Consider the following 19562-nt stretch of genomic DNA (forward strand, 5'->3'; position numbering starts at 1 on the left):
CACTAGAAGTGGTACTGGGCCTTGACCATCGGCGTCCTGGCCGTCGCGCCGGGAATCGTGTTGCTGTCGTTGCCGAACTTGTTGCGCCAGTACTGGTAGGCGATACCGGCGCGGAAACGCTTCGGCTTGGTGTCGAGCAGCGCGCCGACGTCGAGCATCAGCTGCATGTCGATATTCGTCTCGGGCTTGGTACCCCGGCCGAACTCGTTCTGGCCCTTGGCGGCGATGAAGTTGGCATAACCTTCGAAGGACAGCCTGGTGGCCCCCAGCGGGAAGGCCCAGACCGCGCCCAGCATCGGGTGCGGATCGTAGTGGTAGCGCGGCGTGCTGACCTGGGTGAAGCTGCTGTAGGGCGCATTGCTCTCCCATAGCTGATACACGCCGACGTTGAGCAGGCCGGGCACGTCGAACATCAGGGTCGGCCCCAGCACCAGCATGCGCTTCTTGGAGTTGTAGCCGGCGTCGGTCTTGGTGTTGACGTCGAAGCCGCCGGTCAGGCCCAGGTCGCGCACCGGGCCGAAGCGCACCGGCGCACCGGTGAGCTTGCCCCATTCGAGCGTGTGGCGGTAGACCACGTAGAACTCCTGGGCGCCGGAGCTCGCCCCTTTCGACGAGGGATCGGTCTTGTCGGACAGGAGGATGTCCAGGTTGACGAAGTTACTGCCGTACTTGTAGCCGCTGGCATGCGTGAACTGCACGATGTCCTTGCGGATGTCGTTGGCGTTGAAGGGCTCGGCGAAGCGGGTGCCGGTGCGGTAGGCGATCGAGGTATCGCTCCAGTCGGCGGCCATGCTTGACGCCGCCGCGCCGGCCATCAATGCGAATGTCAGTACCGCGCGCTTCATGCCTTGCTCCCTTGTGCCATCGGTTCCACTTCCTCATGCGATTCTTCAGGTATGCCTCGGGTGCCGTTGAAGAACAGGTTCAGCGCCACGGCGGCGAGCGCGGTCAGCAGGATGCCGGATTCCAGCAGCGGATGCAGGCTGTGCGACATCTGCTGGGCCCAGCGCGGCGCCACCAGCGGAATCAGGCCGAAGCCGATCGACAGCGCCACGATGTAGAGATTGAAGCGGTTGGTCTTGAAATCGACCCGGGTCAGGATGCGGATGCCGGCGGCCGCCACCATGCCGAACATGACCAGGCCGGCGCCGCCCAGCACGAACTGGGGAATGGCTTCGACCAGCGAGGCCATCTTCGGCAGCATGCCCAGCACGATCATGATGATGCCGCCCGCCACGCAGACCCAGCGGCTCTTCACGCCGGTCACGGCCACCAGGCCGACGTTCTGCGAAAAGCTGGTGTGCGGGAAGGTGTTCAGCACGCCGCCCAGCAGGGTGCCCAGGGCGTCGGTGCGCAGGCCCGCGGCCAGGCTCTTGCGGTCGATCTCCTTGCCCGTCATGTCCGACAGGGCCAGGAACATGCCGGCCGATTCGATCATCACCACCATCATGACCACGGTCAGGGTGAGGATCATGACGATGTCGAAGGTCGGCATGCCGAAGGCGAACGGGGTCACGATCTCGAACCACGGGGCCTTGCCGACCTTATCGAAGTGCATCTTGCCGGCACTGTAGGCCACGCCGCAGCCGGCCACGATGCCCAGCAGGACCGAAATATTGCAGATGAAGCCGCGGCCGTACTTCACCAACGCCAGCACCACCAGCAGCACGAAGCCGGCGATCGCCAGGTTGTCTAGCGATCCATAGGACGGGTTCGGCGTCATCGGCACCGGGCCGGCCAGTTTCAGCGCCGGCGCCACCGCCTGTTCGGGGGCCACCGCGGCGGCAGCGGCGGCAGTCGCCCTGGCATCGTCGACCATCACGGCCAGGCGCGCCACGTCGACGCTCTGGGCCGCCGAATCGGGGCCGCCCATCGCCCAGCCCACTCCGACCCGCATCAGGCTGACGCCGATGACCAGGATGATGGTGCCGGTGACGACCGGCGGAAAAAAGCGCAGCATGCGGCTCATCAGCGGCGCGATCAGGATCGCCAGCACGCCGGCGCCGATGCCGGCGCCGAAGATCGCCCTTGCCCCGTCGACGCCGGGGACGGCATTCGCGATCGCCACCATCGGGCCGACGGCCGCGAAGGTCACGCCCATCATGACCGGCAGCTTGATGCCGAACCATGGAGACAGGCCGAGCGACTGGATGAGGGTTACCAGGCCGCAGCAGAACAGGTCGGCCGAAATCAGCATCGTGACTTCCGCCGGCGAGAGTTTGAGGGCGCGGCCCACGATCAGGGGCACCGCGATGGCGCCCGCGTACATGACCAGCACATGCTGCAGCCCCAGGGCGGTCAATCTCCCGAGGGGTAGTCTTTCATCCACCGGATGGCGGCTCTGGTGTTTCATGCTTGTCTCCTGATTATTATTGACGTACGTCCGAAACCAAAGAATGCATGCTGCTGGCCATCCCGGATGTTTACTCCACCGGGGCGCCCTCTTCGTACCAACGCTTCAGCAAGTCCCGCTCTCCGGCGGTGATCTGCGTGGCGTTATTCAACGGCATGAGTTTCAGTACCACGGCCTGCTGATACATCTGTTGCGCGTGCCGCTTGATCGATGCGGGATTGTCGAAGGCCAGGCCCTTGCTCTGCACCTGGGCCGAGTGACACATCACGCAGCGCTGGTCGATCACGCCTTTGACTTGCTGGAAGCTGACCTGGTGGGCGGTGGCGCCGGCCGCTGCGGCGGTGGCGGCAGGAGCGGCGGAGGCAGGCGCGCTGGCGACCATCGGCGCTTCGGCTTCCGGCGTCGGCACCAGCCAGACGGCCAGCGCCAGCAGGGCGGCGACGCCGCCGACCGCGTGTTCCCAGGGGACGCGCTTGCCCAGCACGAGGGCCTTGTGGCGCGCCACGAAGCTGTGGCGGATCAGGGCGCCGGCCAGCATCAGCAGCACCAGCACGAACCAGTTGTTGCGGCCCGAGTACAGCCAGCCGTAGTGGTTCGACAGCATCGCCACCAGCACCGGCAGGGTGAAGTAGGTGTTGTGCACGCTGCGCTGCTTTGCGCGCCAGCCGTAGATCGGGTCGACCGGCCGGCCGGCCTTCAGCTGGGCCACCACCTTGCGCTGGCCCGGGATGATCCAGAAAAAGACGTTGGCGCTCATCGAGGTCGCGAGCATCGCGCCCACCAGCAGGAAGGCGGCGCGGCCCGCGTACAACTGGCAGGCCAGCCAGGCCGCGAAGACGACGAAGACGAACACGCAGGCGCCGACGATCAGGTCGCCGTTCTTCCTGCGACCGAAGGCGCGGCAGATGATGTCGTAGACGAACCAGAAGGCGGCCAGGAAGCCGAGCGCGGTGGCGACGGCGGCGCCGGACGACCAGTCGTGGACTGTCTTGTCGACCATGAAGGTGCCCGCATTGAACAGGTAGAGCACCGTGAACAGGCCAAAGCCGGACAGCCAGGTGGCGTAGCTCTCCCAATAGAACCAGTGCAGGTTCTCGGGCATGGCCTTGGGTGCGACCAGGTATTTTTGCGGGTGGTAGAAGCCGCCGCCGTGCACGGCCCAGAGTTCGCCGTCCACGCCTTTTTCGACGAGGTCGGGCGCGGTGGGCTTGTGCAGGGAGTTATCGAGGAAGACGAAGTAAAAGGATGCGCCGATCCAGGCGACCGCCGTGATCACGTGGGTCCAACGCAGCAACAGGTTGGCCCAGTCGAGCAGATAGGTTTCCATAGAGCCTCAAGCGAAAAGAGAGTACGGCAAAGCTCCGTACTGTCCCATCACCACAGCGGGCTCTGTGAGGGGCAAATCATCGCAACCATCGGCAGGGATCACTTCCGCCTGCCGATGCGCTCCGCGGCGACGCAAACAACTGTATACGATTCTTTTATGTTTGGATATAAAAATCTTATCGTGCGTTGAACGCGCTACGAACCGCGGTAAGTCGAGTAAGCCCAGGGGCTGACCAGCAACGGCACGTGGTAGTGGCCGTTGGCGTCGGCGATGCCGAAATCGATCGGCACCTCGTCGATGAAGGCCGGCTCCGGCAGCGCGACGCCACGTCCGCGGAAGTAATCCGCCACCGAGAACACCAGGCGGTAGCGCCCGGCCGCCATGGTAGAGGCGTCCAGCAGCGGACCGCCGTCGGTGCGGCCGTCGGAATTCAGGGTGAGGGTCTTGATCGTGCGCGCGGTGGCGCCGTCGATCGCCTGCAGGCTGACGCGCATGCCGGCGGCCGGGCAGCCGTGCATGAGGTCGAGCACGTGGGTGCTGAGGTGTCCCATGGTTCTCCTTTGAGATAAGGGTGCATGCAGGATTGCATACACTTTCTGTTTTCATTTTTAAAAAAAGTGTATACACTTCAAACACGATGTCAACTATTTATTCGATTGCCGAACCATGACCCGCTCCCGCCCGCCGCTCAAGATCGTCCCGCCCCAGCTCGACGTCCCGGCCTCGTCCGGCGCCGAGCTCGAGGTCGGGGATGCGCCCACCAGCGCCACCCAGCGCATCGTCGACTCGATTACCAATGCGATCGCCGAGCGCCGCCTGATGCCCGGCACCAAACTGTCCGAACAGAAGATCGGCGATATCTTCGAGGTCTCGCGCACCGTGGTGCGGCAAGCCTTCAACCAGCTGAGCCGCGACCGCCTGGTGGTGCTGGAGCCGGCCAGGGGCGCCTTCGTCGCCACCCCGACCGCCGAGGAAGCGCGTGACGTCTTCGAGGTGCGCGCCATCCTCGAAACCGCCGTCACCAAACAGTTGTGCGCGACCATCACCGACGAGCAGATCCGCCAGCTGCGCGTCCACCTGGAACAGGAGCGCGCCGCCGTCAACAATGCGGAAGTGCCCGGCCGGACCCGCCTGCTGGCCGACTTCCACATCGTGCTGGCACGGATGCTGGGCAACCAGGTGCTGGAGCAGATGCTGAGCGAACTGCTGACCCGTTCCTCGCTGATCGCGCTGATGCGCCAGTCCTCGCAGTCGGCGGAGGAATCGCACGGCGAGCATGTGGCCATCGTCGATGCCTTCGAGCGGCGCGACGTGCGCGCCGCCGTGCGCCTGGTCGACAAGCATCTCGGCAACGTCCAGCGCAACCTCGACCTCGATCCGCAGCGGATCGACCTCGCGAACATCCTGAATCACTGAAAGGGACTCCATGAGCCAACACTACCCACGCGACCTGAAGGGCTACGGCCCCAAGCCGCCGCATGCCGAATGGCCCGGCCAGGCCCGGGTCGCCGTGCAATTCGTCCTGAATTTCGAAGAAGGCGGCGAGAACAGCGTGCTGCACGGCGATGCCGGCAGCGAGCAGTTCCTGTCCGAGATGTTCAATCCGGCGGCCTTCCCCGACCGCCACCTGAGCATGGAAGGCATCTATGAATACGGCTCGCGGGTCGGGGTCTGGCGCATCCTGCGCGAATTCGAACAGCGCGGTCTGCCGCTGACCGTGTTCGGCGTCGGCATGGCGCTCGAGCGCTGCCCGGACGTCGCCGCCGCCTTCAAGGACCTGGGGCACGAGATCGCCTGCCACGGCTGGCGCTGGATCAGCTACCAGAACGTCGACGAAGCCACCGAGCGCGAACACATGGCGCTCGGGATGCAGGCCATCGAGCGCCTGCTAGGGGAGCGCCCGCTCGGCTGGTACACCGGTCGCGACAGCCCGAACACGCGGCGCCTGGTGGCCGACTACGGCGGCTTCGAATACGACAGCGATTATTACGGCGACGACCTGCCCTTCTGGATGCGGGTGCGCCGCAGCGACGGCGAACAGGTACCGCAGCTGGTGGTGCCCTATACGCTGGACTGCAACGACATGCGCTTCGCCCTGCCGCAGGGCTTCTCGCACGGCGATCCCTTCTTCGCCTACCTGCGCGACGCCTTCGACGTGCATTACGCGGAAGGCGCGGAGCGTCCCACGATGATGAGCATCGGCATGCACTGCCGCCTGCTCGGCCGGCCCGGCCGTTTCCGCGCGCTGCAGCGCTTCCTCGACCACGTGCAGCAGCATGACCGCGTCTGGGTCGCGCGCCGCATCGACATCGCGCGCCACTGGAAACAGGCCCACCCCTACGACCCGGCCACCGCCTTTCCCTGGGAGTAAACATGCTGACCCTCGAACGACTCAACGCCGCCGACGAGGCGGAATTCACCGCCCTGCTCGACGGCGTCTACGAACACTCGCCCTGGATCGCCGCGCGCGCCTGGCAACAGCGGCCCTTCTCCAGCCTGGCGCAGTTGAAGCTCGCGCTGGCCCAGGCGGTGCGTAGCGCGCCCGGCGAAGCCAAGCTGGGCCTGATCCGCGCCCACCCGGAACTGGCGGGCAAGGCCATGGTGTCGAAAGCGCTGACGGCGGAATCGACCAATGAGCAGAACAAGGCCGGCCTGACCGATTGCACGCCGGAGGAATTCGCCACCATCCAGCAGCTCAATGCCGACTACAACGCGAAATTCGGCTTCCCCTTCATCCTCGCGGTGCGCGGCCCGCGCGGCGCCGGTCTCCCGAAGCGCGAGATCATCGCCACCTTCGCCCGCCGGCTGAACAACCAGCCCGACTTCGAGCTGTCGGAGGCGCTGCGCAACATCCACCGCATCGCCGAGATCCGCCTGAACGACAAGTTCGGCCACGAACCCGTGCTCGGCAACCTGGTGTGGGACTGGGCCGAGGAACTGGCCGTGCACAGCGACCCCGGCTACGCCGAACGCGGCGAGCTGTGCGTCACCTACCTGACCGACGCCCACCGCGCCTGCGCGGCCCAGCTGGCGCGCTGGATGCGCGAGGACTGCGGCTTCGACGAGGTCCGCATCGACGCCGTCGGCAACGTGGTCGGTGTCTACCACGGCGCCGACCCGCGAGCCAGGCGCCTGATGACCGGCTCCCATTACGACACGGTGCGCAACGGCGGCAAGTACGACGGCCGCCTGGGCATCCTGGTACCGATGGCCTGCGTGCGCGAACTGCATCGCCAGGGACGCCGCCTGGGCTACGGCATCGAGGTGGTCGCCTTCGCCGAAGAGGAAGGCCAGCGCTACAAGGCCGTGTTCCTGGGCTCGGGTGCCCTCACCGGCAGCTTCGACCACGACTGGCTCGAACAGGCCGACGCCGACGGCGTCACGATGCGCGCGGCCATCGAGCAGGCCGGCCTGAAGGTGGACGACATCGCGGCCCTGAAGCGCGACCCGGCCGGCTACCTCGGCTTCGTCGAGACCCATATCGAACAGGGTCCGGTGCTGAACGACGCCGACCTGCCGCTGGGCGTGGTCACCTCGATCAACGGCAGCGTGCGTTTCTTCGGCGAGATCGTCGGCATGGCCAGCCATGCCGGCACCACGCCGATGACGATGCGGCGCGACGCCGCCGCCGCGGCCGCCGAACTGGTGCTGTACGCCGAGGAGCGTGGCGCGCTGGTACCCGACCTGGTCGCCACCGTCGGCATGCTGGAAGTGCCGAACGGCTCGATCAACGTGGTGCCCGGACGCTGCCGTTTCAGCCTCGACGTGCGCGCCACCACGAATGAAGTCCGCGACGCCTGCGCCCGCGACATCCAAGAAAAACTGCGCGAGATCTGCGCCCGCCGCGGCCTGCAGTACACGCTCGAAGAATCGATGCGCGCGGCGGCGGCACCCTGCGACCCGGTCTGGCGTCAGCGCTGGGAACGCGCCGTCGAGACCCTCGGCCTGCCGGTGTTCCGCATGCCCAGCGGCGCCGGCCACGACGCCATGATGCTGCATCGGATGATGCCGCAGGCCATGTTGTTCCTGCGCGGCCTGAACGCCGGCATCAGCCACAACCCGCTGGAATCCATCACCAACGACGACGCCGACCTGTGCGTGCGCGCCTTCTCCACCCTGCTCGACCAACTTGCCACGGACCCGACATGACTACCAACACCGCTGCCCCTTACGAGAACCTCGACGCCTGGATCGACGCCCACTTCGACGAGGAGGTGCGCTTCCTGCAGGAGCTGGTGCGCGTTCCCACCGACACCCCGCCGGGCAACAATGCGCCGCACGCCGAACGCACCGCCGAACTGCTGCAGGGCTTCGGCTTCGTCGCCGAACGCCATGCGGTGCCGGCGCCGGTCGTCGAGCAGGCCGGCCTGCAGACCATCACCAACCTGGTGGTGCGCCGCCAGTACGGTCACGGCCGCACCATCGCCCTGAACGCCCACGGCGACGTGGTGCCGCCGGGCGAAGGCTGGACCCATCCGCCCTACGGCGCCGAGATCGCCGACGGCAAGCTGTACGGCCGCGCCGCCGCGGTCAGCAAGTGCGACTTCGCCACCTTCACCTTCGCCACCCGCGCTCTGGAAGCGCTGGGCGCCCCGCTGAAAGGCGGTGTCGAACTCTACTTCACCTACGACGAGGAATTCGGCGGCGAACTCGGTCCGGGCTGGCTGCTGGACCAGGGACTGGTCAAGCCGGACCTCCTGATCGCGGCCGGCTTCAGCTACCAGGTCGTCACCGCCCACAACGGCTGCCTGCAGATGGAAGTCACGGTCAACGGCAAGATGGGCCACGCGGCGGTGCCGGAGACCGGCGTCGACGCCCTGCAGGCCGCGACCCGCATCCTGGTCGCCCTGTACGACCAGAACCGCATCTACAAGCAGACCCGCAGCCAGGTGAAGGGCATCAACCACCCCTACCTGAACGTCGGCCTGATCGAAGGCGGCACCAACACCAATGTGGTACCGGGCAAGGTGGTGCTCAAGCTCGACCGCCGCATGATCCCGGAAGAGAACCCGGCGGAAGTAGAAGCCTCGCTGCGCAAGCTGATCCAGGAAGCGGTGGCCGGCTTCCCGGGCATCAGCATCGAGATCCGCCGCCTGCTGCTGGCCAACGCGCTCAAGCCCCTGCCGGGCAACCAGCCGATGGTGGACGCCCTGTCGCGCCATGCCAGCGCCGTGTTCGACGAGCCGATCGAGGCCGCCGGCACCCCGCTCTACACCGATGCCCGCCTGTTCGGCGAGCGCGGCATTCCGGCCGTGCTGTATGGCGCCGGCCCGCGCACGGTGGGCGAAAGCAATGCCAAGCGGGCGGACGAGCATATCGACCTGGAGGATTTGCGCCGTGCGACCAAGGTGATTGCGCGGGCGTTGTTCGACCTGCTGGATTAAAACCGTTGTCCCGGCACCCCACGTCGTTCCCGCGAAGGCGGGAACCCAAGGGGTCTCAGGTCATCCCCGCTTTCGCGGGAACGACGGCGTTAAATCACCTCGCGCACCCGCGCCACATGCAGCAGATTGGTGCTACCGGCCCGCCCCGACGGGAATCCCGCCACCACCACCACGTCGTCGTCCGGTCCGGCCAGCCCATGCTGCACGGCCGCCACCGCCCCATCGGCCACCATGCCGCCCAGGGTCCTGGCTTCCTCGAAAGGCAACGGATGCACGCCCCAGGCCAGCGCCAGGCGGCGCGCGATCGCCGGATTCGGGGTCAGGGCCAGGATCGGCGCGGCCGGGCGTTCGCGGCTGGCGCGCAGGCAGCTCGCGCCGCTCGTGGTGTAGGCCACGATGGCCGCCGGCGCCAGCAGGCTGGCGACGCGCCGCAGGGCGCAGCAGATCGCGTCCGCGGTGGTCGCTTCGGCCGGCGTGTGGCTGGCGTCCAGGCCGATGCGCCAGCGCGGATCCTTCTCGACCTCGCGGATCACGTCGTCCATCACCGTCACCGCCTCGACCGGATACTGGCCGGACGCCGACTCGGCCGACAGCATCACCGCATCCGCGCCCTCATAGATCGCGCTGGCGACGTCCGACACCTCGGCGCGGGTCGGCACCGGCGCCGTCACCATCGATTCCAGCATCTGGGTGGCCACCACCACCGGGCGTCCGGCCGCGCGCGCCGCGTGCACGATGCGGCGCTGCAGGACCGGCACCTGCTGCGGCGGCAGTTCCACGCCGAGGTCGCCGCGCGCGACCATGACGCCGTCCGACAGCGCGACGATCTCGTCCAGCGCATCGATGGCGGCCGGCTTTTCCAGCTTGGCCATGAGCCAGGCGCGGTCGCCCACCAGCGCGCGCGCCTCGCGGATATCGTCGGGGCGCTGCACGAAGGACAGCGCGACCCAGTCGACGCCCAGCTCCAGGCCGAAGGCGAGATCCGCGCGGTCCTTGGCGGTCAGCGGCGAGATCGGCAGCACCACGCCCGGCACGTTGACGCCCTTGCGCTCCAGCAGCGGGCCGCCGACCAGCACCGTGGTCTCGGCATGGTCCGGACCGCAGGCGTCCACGCGCAGGCGCAGCTTGCCGTCGTCCAGCAGCAGCTCGGTGCCGGGATGCAGGGCCGCGAAGATTTCCGGATGCGGCAGCTCGGCGCGTGCGGCGTCGCCGCTTGCCGGGTCGAGGTCGAGCCGGAAGCGCTTGCCGGCCTCCAGCATCGCCTTGCCGCCGGCCAGGCGGCCGACCCGCAGCTTCGGGCCCTGCAGGTCCATCAGGATGCCGATCGGGCGCCGCAGTTCGCGCTCCACTTCGCGGATCGTGGCGTAGCGCGCGGCGTGGTCGGCATGGCAGCCGTGGCTGAAGTTCAGGCGGAACACGTCGGCGCCGGCGACGGCCAGCGCATGGATGCGCTCGTAGGTGGCGCTGGAGGGGCCGAGGGTGGCGAGGATGCGGGAACGGCGTTGACGTAGCATGGCAAGTCCTGTCGAAAAAGGCAGGTACAGCGCTGCTGCGCCGCGCCTGCCAATGGAGGAAAGCGGGTGCCGCTTGGGCAGCTTACACGAGCAGTATCGCCCGGAAGTCGTTTACATTGGTCAGTGTCGGCCCGGTGACGAGGGCGTCGCCGAGCGCGCCGAAGAAGGTATGGGCATCATTATCGTCCAGGCTGTCGCGCGGCGGCATTCCCTTGGCCCAGGCGCGCGCCAGGGTATCCGGCGCCATGAAGGCGCCGGCCACTTCTTCCGCGCCGTCGACGCCGTCGGTGTCGGCCGCCAGCGCGTGGATGCCGGAGGCGCCGTCCAGCGCCAGCGCGAGGGCCAGCAGGAACTCGACGTTGCGTCCGCCCCGGCCCTGGCCGCGCAGGGTCACCGTGGTCTCGCCGCCGGACAGCAGTACGCAGGGCGCGGCCAGCGGTTGTCCATGGCGCCGCGCCTGCAGCGCGATGCCGGCCATGACCTTGGCGACTTCCCTCGCCTCGCCCTCGATGCTGTCGCCGAGGATCAGCGGGGTGACGCCGGCCTCGCGCGCCACCGCGGCCGCCGCTTCCAGCGCCATCTGCGGCGAGGCGATCATGCGGGTGCTGACCTTCGCCAGGCGCGGGTCGCCCGGCTTGACGCTTTCGCCTCCACCGCTTTCGAGCAGGCGGCGGGCGCCGGCCGGCAGCTCGATGCCGTAGCGTCGCACGATGGCCAACGCGTCAAGGCAGGTGGTCGGGTCGGCCACGGTGGGACCGGAGGCGATGTCGATCGGGTCGTCGCCGGGCACGTCCGAGATCAAGAGGTTGACGACGCGCGCCGGATGGCAGGCCGCGGCCAGGCGCCCGCCCTTGATGGCGGACAGGTGGCGGCGCACGCAATTCATCTCGGTGATGCTGGCGCCGCAGGCCAGCAGCGCGCGGCTGATGGCCTGCTTGTCTTCCAGCGTGATGCCGTCGCCCGGCAGCGGCAGCAGGGCCGAACCGCCGCCCGAGATCAGGCAGATCACCAGGTCGTCGGGCCCCAGGCCGCGCACCGTCTCCAGCATCTGCCGCGCCGCTTCGAGGCCGGCGGCGTCCGGCACCGGATGCGCCGCCTCGACGATCCTGATGCGCTCGCATGGCACGGCATAGCCGTAGCGCGTCGCGACCAGCCCGCTGAGCGGGCCGGGCCAGTGGCGCTCGAGGGCCTGCGCCATCGCGCTCGACGCCTTGCCGGCGCCGATGACGATCGTGCGTCCCTTCGGCGGCTGCGGCAGGCATGCGGGGATGCGGCGCGCCGGCTGGGCGGCGTCGACCGCGGCCTGGAACATGCGCCCGAGCAGCCCGCGCGGATCGGTGAACGTCGCCGACTCCATCAGGCGTCCTGGGCGACCGCGAAGTTGGACATGATCTCCAGCGCGCGCACCATGGCCGAGTGGTCCCAGTTGCCGCCGCCGTGGGCCGCGCAGGTGTTGAACAGTTCCTGGGCGGTGGCGGTGTTCGGCAGCGCCACGCCCAGTTGGCGTCCGGTGGCCAGCGCCAGGTTCAGGTCCTTGCGGTGCAGGTCGATGCGGAAGCCCGGCGCGAAGTTGCGCTTGACCATGCGCTCGCCGTGCACTTCGAGGATGCGCGAAGAGGCGAAGCCGCCCATCAGGGCCTCGCGCACGCGGGCCGGGTCGGCGCCGGCCTTGGCCGCCAGCAGCAGGGCCTCGCCGACCGCCTCGATGGTCAGCGCCACGATGATCTGGTTGGCGACCTTGGTGATCTGGCCGTCGCCGTTGCCGCCGACCAGGGTGATGTTCTTGCCCATCAGCTGGAACAGCGGACGCACGCGGTCGAAGGCCGCCTCGCTGCCGCCCACCATGATGGTGAGCGAAGCCGCCTTGGCGCCGACCTCGCCGCCCGACACCGGCGCGTCCAGGTACTCGCAACCGAGTTCCTTGATGCGGCGCGCGAAATCCTTGGTGGCCACCGGCGAGATCGAGCTCATGTCGACCACGACCTTGCCGCGGTCAAGCCCATCCTTGAGGCCCGCCGCCACGCCATCCGGCGCGAACAGCACCTCTTCCACCTGCGGGGTGTCCGGCACCATGATGATGACGATGTCGGCTTGCCGGGCCACGTCGGCGCTGCTGCCGCAGGCGCGCGCGCCGGCGTCCAGCAGGCTGGCGGGCGTCTCGCCGTGGGTGTAGGTGTACAGGGTGTGGCCGTTGCTCGCCAGGTGGCCCGCCATCGGGGCGCCCATGATGCCCAGGCCGATGAATCCGATCTTTGCCATGTCGTTCTCCTCGTGTGTTCTCTGTTGTTCGTGTGGGTTCAGCCGGCCAGCGCCTCGATCCAGCCCAGGCCTGCGCGGGTATCCGCGGCCGGCTTGTACTCGCAGCCGATCCAGCCCTCGAAGCCGAGCTTGTCGATATGACGGAACAGCCAGGGGTAGTTGATCTCGCCGGTGCCGGGCTCGTTGCGGCCCGGGTTGTCCGCCACCTGGATGTGGGCGATGCGGCCCAGGTGCCTGGCGATCGTGTTGCCGAGCTCTCCCTCCATGCGCTGGGCGTGGTAGATGTCGTACTGCAGGAAGAGATTGTCCGAGCCGACTTCGTCGATGATGGCGATGGCCTGCCCGGTGCGGTTCAGCCAGAAGCCGGGGATGTCGCGATTGTTGACCGGCTCGATCAGCAGGCGGATGCCGGCTTCCTTCAGCTTGACGGAGGCAAAGCGGACGTTGTCGACGAAGGTCTGGTGCACGCGCTCGGGATCGGCGCCGGCCGGGGCGATACCGGCCAGGCAGTTCAGCTGCTTGCAGCCGAGCTCGCGGGCGTAATCGATGGCGCGGCCGACGCCGTCCTGGAATTCGCCCGCGCGCCCGGGTATGCAGGCGATGCCGCGTTCGCCCTTGTCCCAGTCACCGGCCGGCAGGTTGTGCAGGACCTGGGTCAGCTGGTGGCGGTCCAGCCGTTCGGCCAGCGCGCCGGCCTCGAAGGCATAGGGGAAGAGGTACTCCACACCCTTGAAACCGGCATCGGCGGCGGCCTGGAAGCGGTCGAGGAAGGGGATCTCGTTGAACAGCATGGTCAGGTTGGCTGCAAACTTCGGCATGTTCTTCTCTCCCTCAGGCCTGGGTGTGGGCGATGGCGGTGGGCGCGTCGGCGATGCTGACGGCCAGCGCTTCGAATTCGTTGACGGCGTCGATCTCGGTGCCCATCGCGATATTCGTGACGCGCTCCAGGATGATCTCGACGATCACCGGCACGCGGTGCTCGCGCATCCAGTCCCTCGCCTGGGCGAAGGCCGGCTGGATGTCCTCGGCGCGGCGCACGCGGATCGCCTTGCAGCCGAGGCCTTCGGCCACCGCCACGTGGTCGACGCCGTAGCTCTCCAGCGCCGGCGCGTTGATGTTCTCGAAGGCGAGCTGCACGCAGTAATCCATGTCGAAGCCGCGCTGGGCCTGGCGGATCAGGCCGAGGTAGGCGTTGTTGACCACCACGTGCAGGTAGGGCAGCTTGAACTGGGCGCCCACGGCCAGTTCCTCGATCATGAACTGGAAGTCGTAGTCGCCCGAGATGGCGACCACCTCGCGCTGCGGGTCGGCGGCGCACACGCCCAGCGCGGCCGGAATGGTCCAGCCCAGCGGGCCGGCCTGGCCGCAGTTGATCCAGTGGCGCGCCTTGTAGACGTGCAGGAACTGGGCGGCGGCGATCTGCGACAGGCCGATCGTGCTGACGTAGCAGGCGTCCGGCCCGAAGGCGCGGTTCATCTCCTCGTACACGCGCTGCGGCTTGAGCGGTGCGTCCTCGAAGTGGGTCTTGCGCAGCATGCTGCGCTTGCGGGCCTGGCACTCCTCGACCCAGGCGCCGCGGTCGGGCAGGCCGTCGATCAGCTTGAGGCCGCGCGCCACGTCGATCAGCAGGTCGAGCGCGGCGCCGGCATCCGACACGATGCCGAAATCCGGATCGAACACGCGGCCGATCTGGGTCGGCTCGATGTCGATGTGGACGAACTTGCGTCCCTTGGTATAGACGTCGACCGAGCCGGTGTGGCGGTTCGCCCAGCGGTTGCCGATGCCGATCACGAAGTCGGAGGCCAGCATGGTGGCGTTGCCGTAGCGGTGGGAGGTCTGCAGGCCGACCATGCCCGCCATCAGCGGGTGGTCGTCCGGAATCGCGCCCCAGCCCATCAGGGTGGGAATCACCGGCACGCCGACGATCTCCGCGAATTCCTGCAGTTTGGCGGCCGCGTCGGCATTGATCACGCCGCCGCCGCAGACGATCAGCGGCCGCTCGGCCGCATTCAGCATCGACAGCGCCTTTTCGGCCTGGGCGCGGGTGGCGGCCGGCTTGTAGACCGGCAGCGAAGAATAGGTCTCGACGTCGAACTCGATCTCGGCCATCTGGACGTCGAACGGCAGGTCGATCAGCACCGGGCCCGGACGGCCGGACCGCATGATGTGGAAGGCTTGCTGGAACACGCGCGGCACCAGGGCCGGCTCGCGCACCGTGACCGCCCACTTGGTGACCGGCTTGGCAATCGATTCGATGTCGACCGCCTGGAAGTCTTCCTTGTACAGCCGGGCGCGGGGGGCCTGGCCGGTAATGCATAGGATAGGTATCGAATCGGCCCAGGCAGAGTAGAGTCCGGTGATCATGTCGGTGCCGGCCGGGCCGGAAGTGCCGATGCACACGCCGATGTTGCCGGCCCGTGCGCGGGTATAGCCCTCGGCCATGTGGGAAGCGCCTTCGACGTGGCGCGCCAGCACGTGCTCGAAGCCGCCGCTCTTCTTCATCGCCGAATACAGCGGGTTGATGGCCGCGCCCGGCACGCCGAACACCTTGCCCACCCCTTCCCTGCGCAGCACCGCCGCTGCCGCATCGATTGCCCTCATACGGGCCATAGTCGCCTCCCTTGCCGTGGATTGATCGGATGATGGAATCCAGAATAGCGACAAAGCCGGGACTGTTGAATTGCTGCTACCATCGAGTCTGTCGATACTTGAAGTATGGAGTGCGCCACCGATGGACCGCTATACCGAAATCCGCAGCTTCGTGCTCGTCACCGAGAAGGGCAGCTTCGCCGCCGCCGCCCTGGCGGAGGGCGTGACCCCGGTGGTCATGGGGCGGCGCCTTGATGCGCTCGAACAGCGCCTGGGCGTGCGCCTGATGCACCGCTCTACGCGCGGGCTCACGCTGACGGCCCTGGGCGAGCAGTTCATCGAACCCTGCCGCCAGTTGCTGCGCGACTTCGACATCACCGAGAACAGCATCAGCGAGGGCCGCAGCACGGTGCGCGGCCACCTGGTCGTCTCGGCGCCGGCGGCCTTCGGGCGCTCGCATGTGGCGCCGCATGCGCCGGCCTTCCGCGCCATCCATCCGGATCTCAAGATGTCCTTCAATTTCACCGACAGCGTGGTCGACCTGGTGCGCGAGGGTTACGACATGTCGATCCGCATCGGCGAAGTACAGGACCCGAACTATGTGGCGATCCCGCTGTTCCCGAACCGGCGCGTGGTGTGCGGCACCCCGGCCTACTTCGAGCGCCACGGCATGCCCGCGGCGCCGGAAGACCTGGTGCGACACAACTGCCTGGCCTTCAACCTGCAGGGCGGCCAGCAGCGCGGCTGGACCTTCCAGCGCGACGGCAAGCTGTTCGCGGTGCGCGTCGACGGCGACCTCGCCTGCAACGACGGCGAGCTGTTGTTCGGCTGGGTCAAGCAAGGGCTGGGCATCGGCTGGCGCTCGACCTGGGAGATCCAGGCCGAGCTGAAACGCGGGGAACTGGTGACGGTGCTCGACGAATTCGCGGTGCACGACTATCCGATCCAGGCCGTGTATCCGCAGCAGCGCTACCTGCCGGCGAAGATCCGGCATTTCATCGACTACCTGAAGGCGATCTACAACCGGCCGGGCTACTGGGAAGGACCGGGAGCGGCCGGCGCCTGAGCCGACGGCGGCTGGGCCAGGGTCTCGAGCCGCTGCGCGATGGTCGCCGGCGACAGCTCGCCGGCGCGGCGGTCGACCAGCCGGCCGCGCGCATCGAAGAACAGCGTCGTCGGCAGGCCGACCGAGTTGCTCTGCCTGGCGAGGGTCCTGGTCGTGTCGAGGACGACGTTGCGCAGTTCCAGGCCTTGCGCCGACAGATAGGCCTTCACCGCGGCCGCCGATTCGCCCTGGTTGGCGAACAGGAAGTCCACTTCCGGATGCTCGGCCTGGGCCCGGGCCAGGGCCGGCATCTCGCGTCGACATGGCGGGCACCAGCTGGCCCACAGATTCACCACCACAGGCCGGCCCGATCCGGAAGGCAGCCGCATCGCCTGCCCGTCCAGGGTGGCGAATTCCGCCGCCGGCAAGCGCTGTTGCGGCGGCCACTGCTTGATGGCGGCATTCCCGGCGCTCCAGACCAGCACGCCCGCAGCGAGTGCGCCCAGCAGCGGAATCCGCCTGGCGGAGCGCCGCCACATCAGCCAGGCAGCCGCGGCGCCGGCCGCCGCCAGTCCGGCCGCCGGCATGAAACCGCCGTCGCGCAGGTCGGGTATGCGCAAGGGTTCCGCGAAATACAGGGTGTGGTAGCGCAGGACGAAGCCGGCGCGCGCCGCGAGCAGGATCCAGGCCGCCAGCAGCCACAGCGGACCTTCGGCGTCCAGCCGCCGGCGCTTCGCCAGACGCACGCCGAGCACCAGCGCCGCGGCCAGGGCGAGGAACACCAGCAAGGTATGCAGGGGCAGCATGAAGGGGCCGAGTGCGAGATCAGTCATATTCGAAGAGGATCAACAATCTATTTGATTATAGATCGTATCTTCATATAATATATTCAGGTAGATTCTAATCAAAGATACGACATGGTGACACAAGATCAAGACAAGCTCGATCTCGAGGAAATGCGGGCCGCCGCCGCCCGCGCCTGCGGATTACTGAAGGTGCTGGGCAATCCGGACCGCCTGCTGCTGCTGTGCCAGCTGACCCAGGGCGAATTCTGCGTCAGCGAACTCGAAACCATGCTCGGCATCCAGCAACCCACGCTCTCCCAGCAGCTCGGCGTGCTGCGCGAGGAAAAGCTGGTGCACACCCGGCGCGAGGGCAAGCAGATCTATTACGCACTGGCCAGCAAGGAAGCGACGGAGGTGCTGCAGGTCCTCTATCGGCTCTACTGCATCAAGCCGCAGGAGACAGAACATGACGATTGACTGGATTCACTTCTCGCCATGGACGGCGCTGGCGGGCGGCCTGCTGATCGGCCTGGCGGCCTCGGCTTTCGTGCTGCTGAACGGGCGGATCGCCGGCATCAGCGGCATCCTCGGCGGCCTGCTGCGTCCGGCGCGGGGCGACATCGCCTGGCGCCTGGCCTTCCTGGGCGGGCTGGTGCTGGCACCGCTGGCCTGGGGGCTGTTTGCCCCCCTGCCCGCGGTCCGCATCGACGCCGGCGGCGGCACACTGGTCGCGGCCGGCCTGCTGGTCGGAGTCGGCACCCGCTACGGCGCCGGCTGCACCAGCGGCCACGGCGTCTGCGGACTATCGCGCCTGTCGCTGCGCTCGCTGGTAGCCACGGCCGCCTTCATGCTGGCCGGTTTCGTCACCGTGTTCCTGGTGCGCTCATGGCTGTCCTGAGCGCCTTCATCGTCGGCCTGGTCTTCGGGATCGGCCTGATCGTGGCGGGCATGACGAATCCCGCCAAGGTCCAGGGCTTTCTCGACATCGCCGGCAACTGGGATCCTTCGCTGGCCTTCGTGATGGGCGGCGCCAACCTGGTCGGCCTGCTGGCCTTCCGCCTTGCCGGCAGGCGCGAACGCGCCCTGCTCGGCGGCCTCATGCGACTGCCCACCGCCACCCGGATCGATTCCCGCCTGGTGCTCGGCAGCCTGGCGTTCGGCGCCGGCTGGGGACTGGCGGGCTTCTGCCCGGGGCCGGCGCTGGCCTCGCTGGTAGCAGGCGGCATCAAGCCCCTGATCTTCAGCGCTGCGATGCTGGCCGGGATGGCCGCCTTCGAGATGCTGGAGCGGGGCGCGTCAGTAGGCGGCGAGCGCGCGCACGGTGTGCCGGATCAGCAGGGCGATGAACTGCCCGCCGACCACCGCCAGCAGGAAGAACACCACCAACTGGCAGAGACGCAGCATTAGTTCGTGGCCGCGCCAGCGGCTGCCGAAGCGCAAGGGGCCATGGAAACGGGCCGTCAGGTGCACGGGTGCGGGCCGAAGTTTCATGTTTGTCTCCATTTGTAGCAATGTTATATGCACAGAATACGCCCGGATCTGGCCGGCTGCAAACGCACGGTCGTGCGCGGGTACGAATCATGCAAATTGGGTCTTACCCTACCTTGAGGAAAGTTTATACTTTAACCACTCAATCTCAGGAGACCTGATCATGATCCGCACCGTTTGCCTGGCAGCCCTCCTCGCTGCCGCCATCCCTTCCGTCTGGGCCGCCGACGATGCCGGCTTCTGCAAATCGATGTGCGGCAGCGAGCGCCAGGAGTGCAAGGCCACGGCGCGCAAGGCAACCAGCAACGATGATCTGATCGGGGAGTCGGTATCGCAGAAGAACCCCTTCGCCAACACGGCCAGCCACAGCCAGGGCCAGTCGGTGCAGGAACAGGCTGCCGGCAGCGACAGTTTCCACCGCCGCCAGTCCGAGCGCATCGGGGCCTGCGACGACAAGTACCTGCGTTGCACGCGGGCCTGCAGCGCGCCGCCGAAGGCCGCCAAGCCTGCGCGCGGCTCCTGACAAAAAAATGGCGCTGTTCGCGCTAAGTGTTGAATCTGCCGAGCGCCGCTCTCAAAAAGGCGTCTGGACTGGCAATGCGCTGGCCATCCAGCGCCCAGCGCCAGCCGAAGTAGTGGTCCAGGTAACGGCTGGCAACGCCGCGGAAAGGCAGCAGCCAGGTGCGCATCCGGCTGTGATAGGCGTTCACGTTCTGGATGTGCAGCGCACCGCGCTTTCGTTCGCCGGCGCTCGCGTTGATGGCCTCATGTGAAATCCCGACCTCCCGCGCGAATGCCGGGTAGGCCGCATGGCTATC

At 67.7% G+C, this 19562-nt stretch carries 18 protein-coding genes and 2 pseudogenes; 9 read left to right on the forward strand and 11 right to left on the reverse strand.

The window, feature by feature from the left end:
• Positions 1-2: 2 nt before the first annotated feature.
• The 4 genes from AC1DOP_RS22875 to uraH form a co-directional block, all read right to left on the reverse strand.
• A complete protein-coding gene (locus AC1DOP_RS22875) occupies positions 3-845 on the reverse strand; it encodes an outer envelope protein (protein ID WP_441933278.1) in 843 nt (280 codons plus the stop codon).
• Entirely contained in the window at positions 842-2353 is a 1512-nt protein-coding gene (locus tag AC1DOP_RS22880) for a nucleobase:cation symporter-2 family protein (RefSeq protein ID WP_441933280.1), read from the reverse strand. Before AC1DOP_RS22880 ends, AC1DOP_RS22875 begins: the two co-directional genes overlap by 4 nt.
• 70 nt (positions 2354-2423) lie before the next feature.
• On the reverse strand, positions 2424-3680 hold the full coding sequence (locus tag AC1DOP_RS22885; protein ID WP_477253539.1) for a urate hydroxylase PuuD: 1257 nt from the start codon (positions 3678-3680) through the stop codon (positions 2424-2426).
• 194 nt (positions 3681-3874) lie between these two features.
• Complete coding sequence (uraH, locus tag AC1DOP_RS22890) at positions 3875-4231, reverse strand: hydroxyisourate hydrolase (RefSeq protein WP_441933284.1); 357 nt, start codon at positions 4229-4231, stop codon at positions 3875-3877.
• A gap of 115 nt (positions 4232-4346) precedes the next feature.
• Between uraH and AC1DOP_RS22895 the strand changes: the two genes are divergently transcribed.
• Genes AC1DOP_RS22895 through AC1DOP_RS22910 form a run of 4 tightly spaced genes read left to right on the forward strand, consistent with a single transcriptional unit; the run spans position 4347 to position 9064 of the window.
• A complete protein-coding gene (locus AC1DOP_RS22895) occupies positions 4347-5096 on the forward strand; it encodes a GntR family transcriptional regulator (RefSeq protein WP_441933286.1) in 750 nt (249 codons plus the stop codon).
• A 10-nt stretch (positions 5097-5106) separates the two neighbouring features.
• Entirely contained in the window at positions 5107-6051 is a 945-nt protein-coding gene (gene puuE, locus AC1DOP_RS22900) for an allantoinase PuuE (RefSeq protein ID WP_477253542.1), read from the forward strand.
• 2 nt (positions 6052-6053) lie between these two features.
• Positions 6054-7829 (forward strand): 2-oxo-4-hydroxy-4-carboxy-5-ureidoimidazoline decarboxylase, encoded by a 1776-nt coding sequence (gene uraD / locus AC1DOP_RS22905; RefSeq protein ID WP_477253544.1) that lies wholly within the window; start codon positions 6054-6056, stop codon positions 7827-7829.
• Positions 7826-9064 carry a M20 family metallopeptidase gene (locus AC1DOP_RS22910; RefSeq protein WP_477253546.1) on the forward strand — a complete coding sequence of 413 codons (1239 nt, stop codon included), beginning with the start codon at positions 7826-7828 and terminating at the stop codon, positions 9062-9064. The genes uraD and AC1DOP_RS22910 overlap by 4 nt, the downstream gene beginning before the upstream one ends.
• An 89-nt stretch (positions 9065-9153) precedes the next feature.
• Here the strand turns inward: AC1DOP_RS22910 and pyk are convergent, their stop codons facing one another.
• From pyk to gcl, 5 genes are all read right to left on the reverse strand, one after another.
• Positions 9154-10578: a pyruvate kinase gene (gene pyk, locus AC1DOP_RS22915; RefSeq protein ID WP_441933293.1), complete on the reverse strand. Its 1425-nt coding sequence runs from the start codon at positions 10576-10578 to the stop codon at positions 9154-9156.
• Between the two features lie 82 nt (positions 10579-10660).
• Positions 10661-11935 (reverse strand): glycerate kinase type-2 family protein, encoded by a 1275-nt coding sequence (locus AC1DOP_RS22920; protein ID WP_441933294.1) that lies wholly within the window; start codon positions 11933-11935, stop codon positions 10661-10663.
• On the reverse strand, positions 11935-12837 hold the full coding sequence (locus tag AC1DOP_RS22925; RefSeq protein WP_441933295.1) for a 2-hydroxy-3-oxopropionate reductase: 903 nt from the start codon (positions 12835-12837) through the stop codon (positions 11935-11937). Before AC1DOP_RS22925 ends, AC1DOP_RS22920 begins: the two co-directional genes overlap by 1 nt.
• Positions 12838-12875: 38 nt before the next feature.
• The gene (gene hyi / locus AC1DOP_RS22930; RefSeq protein WP_441933297.1) at positions 12876-13655 is read right to left on the reverse strand and encodes a hydroxypyruvate isomerase; all 780 of its coding nucleotides are present in this window, start codon (positions 13653-13655) and stop codon (positions 12876-12878) included.
• Between the two features lie 13 nt (positions 13656-13668).
• Positions 13669-15447, reverse strand: coding sequence for a glyoxylate carboligase (gcl, locus tag AC1DOP_RS22935; RefSeq protein ID WP_441933299.1), 1779 nt, complete (start codon positions 15445-15447; stop codon positions 13669-13671).
• A 121-nt stretch (positions 15448-15568) separates the two neighbouring features.
• Between gcl and AC1DOP_RS22940 the strand changes: the two genes are divergently transcribed.
• Positions 15569-16492 carry a LysR family transcriptional regulator gene (locus tag AC1DOP_RS22940; RefSeq protein ID WP_477253549.1) on the forward strand — a complete coding sequence of 308 codons (924 nt, stop codon included), beginning with the start codon at positions 15569-15571 and terminating at the stop codon, positions 16490-16492.
• Here AC1DOP_RS22940 and AC1DOP_RS22945 read toward each other — a convergent pair.
• On the reverse strand, positions 16459-17304 hold the full coding sequence (locus AC1DOP_RS22945; RefSeq protein ID WP_477253551.1) for a TlpA family protein disulfide reductase: 846 nt from the start codon (positions 17302-17304) through the stop codon (positions 16459-16461). The genes AC1DOP_RS22940 and AC1DOP_RS22945 overlap by 34 nt on opposite strands.
• Positions 17305-17388: 84 nt before the next feature.
• On the opposite strand from AC1DOP_RS22945, the gene AC1DOP_RS22950 reads away from it, so the two are divergent.
• From AC1DOP_RS22950 to AC1DOP_RS22965, 4 genes and pseudogenes are all read left to right on the forward strand, one after another.
• A complete protein-coding gene (locus AC1DOP_RS22950; RefSeq protein ID WP_441933304.1) occupies positions 17389-17733 on the forward strand; it encodes an ArsR/SmtB family transcription factor in 345 nt (114 codons plus the stop codon).
• Complete coding sequence (locus tag AC1DOP_RS22955; RefSeq protein WP_477253553.1) at positions 17723-18154, forward strand: YeeE/YedE family protein; 432 nt, start codon at positions 17723-17725, stop codon at positions 18152-18154. The genes AC1DOP_RS22950 and AC1DOP_RS22955 overlap by 11 nt, the downstream gene beginning before the upstream one ends.
• A pseudogene (locus AC1DOP_RS22960) lies at positions 18142-18555 on the forward strand (YeeE/YedE family protein); the annotation flags it as partial. The gene AC1DOP_RS22955 and the pseudogene AC1DOP_RS22960, both read left to right, overlap by 13 nt.
• A 352-nt stretch (positions 18556-18907) precedes the next feature.
• Positions 18908-19267, forward strand: coding sequence for a hypothetical protein (locus AC1DOP_RS22965; protein ID WP_441933308.1), 360 nt, complete (start codon positions 18908-18910; stop codon positions 19265-19267).
• A 22-nt stretch (positions 19268-19289) separates the two neighbouring features.
• On the opposite strand, the pseudogene AC1DOP_RS22970 reads toward AC1DOP_RS22965, so the two are convergent.
• Positions 19290-19562: pseudogene (locus AC1DOP_RS22970) on the reverse strand (hypothetical protein); the annotation flags it as partial.

This window comes from Massilia sp. 01N410, assembly GCF_056399665.1.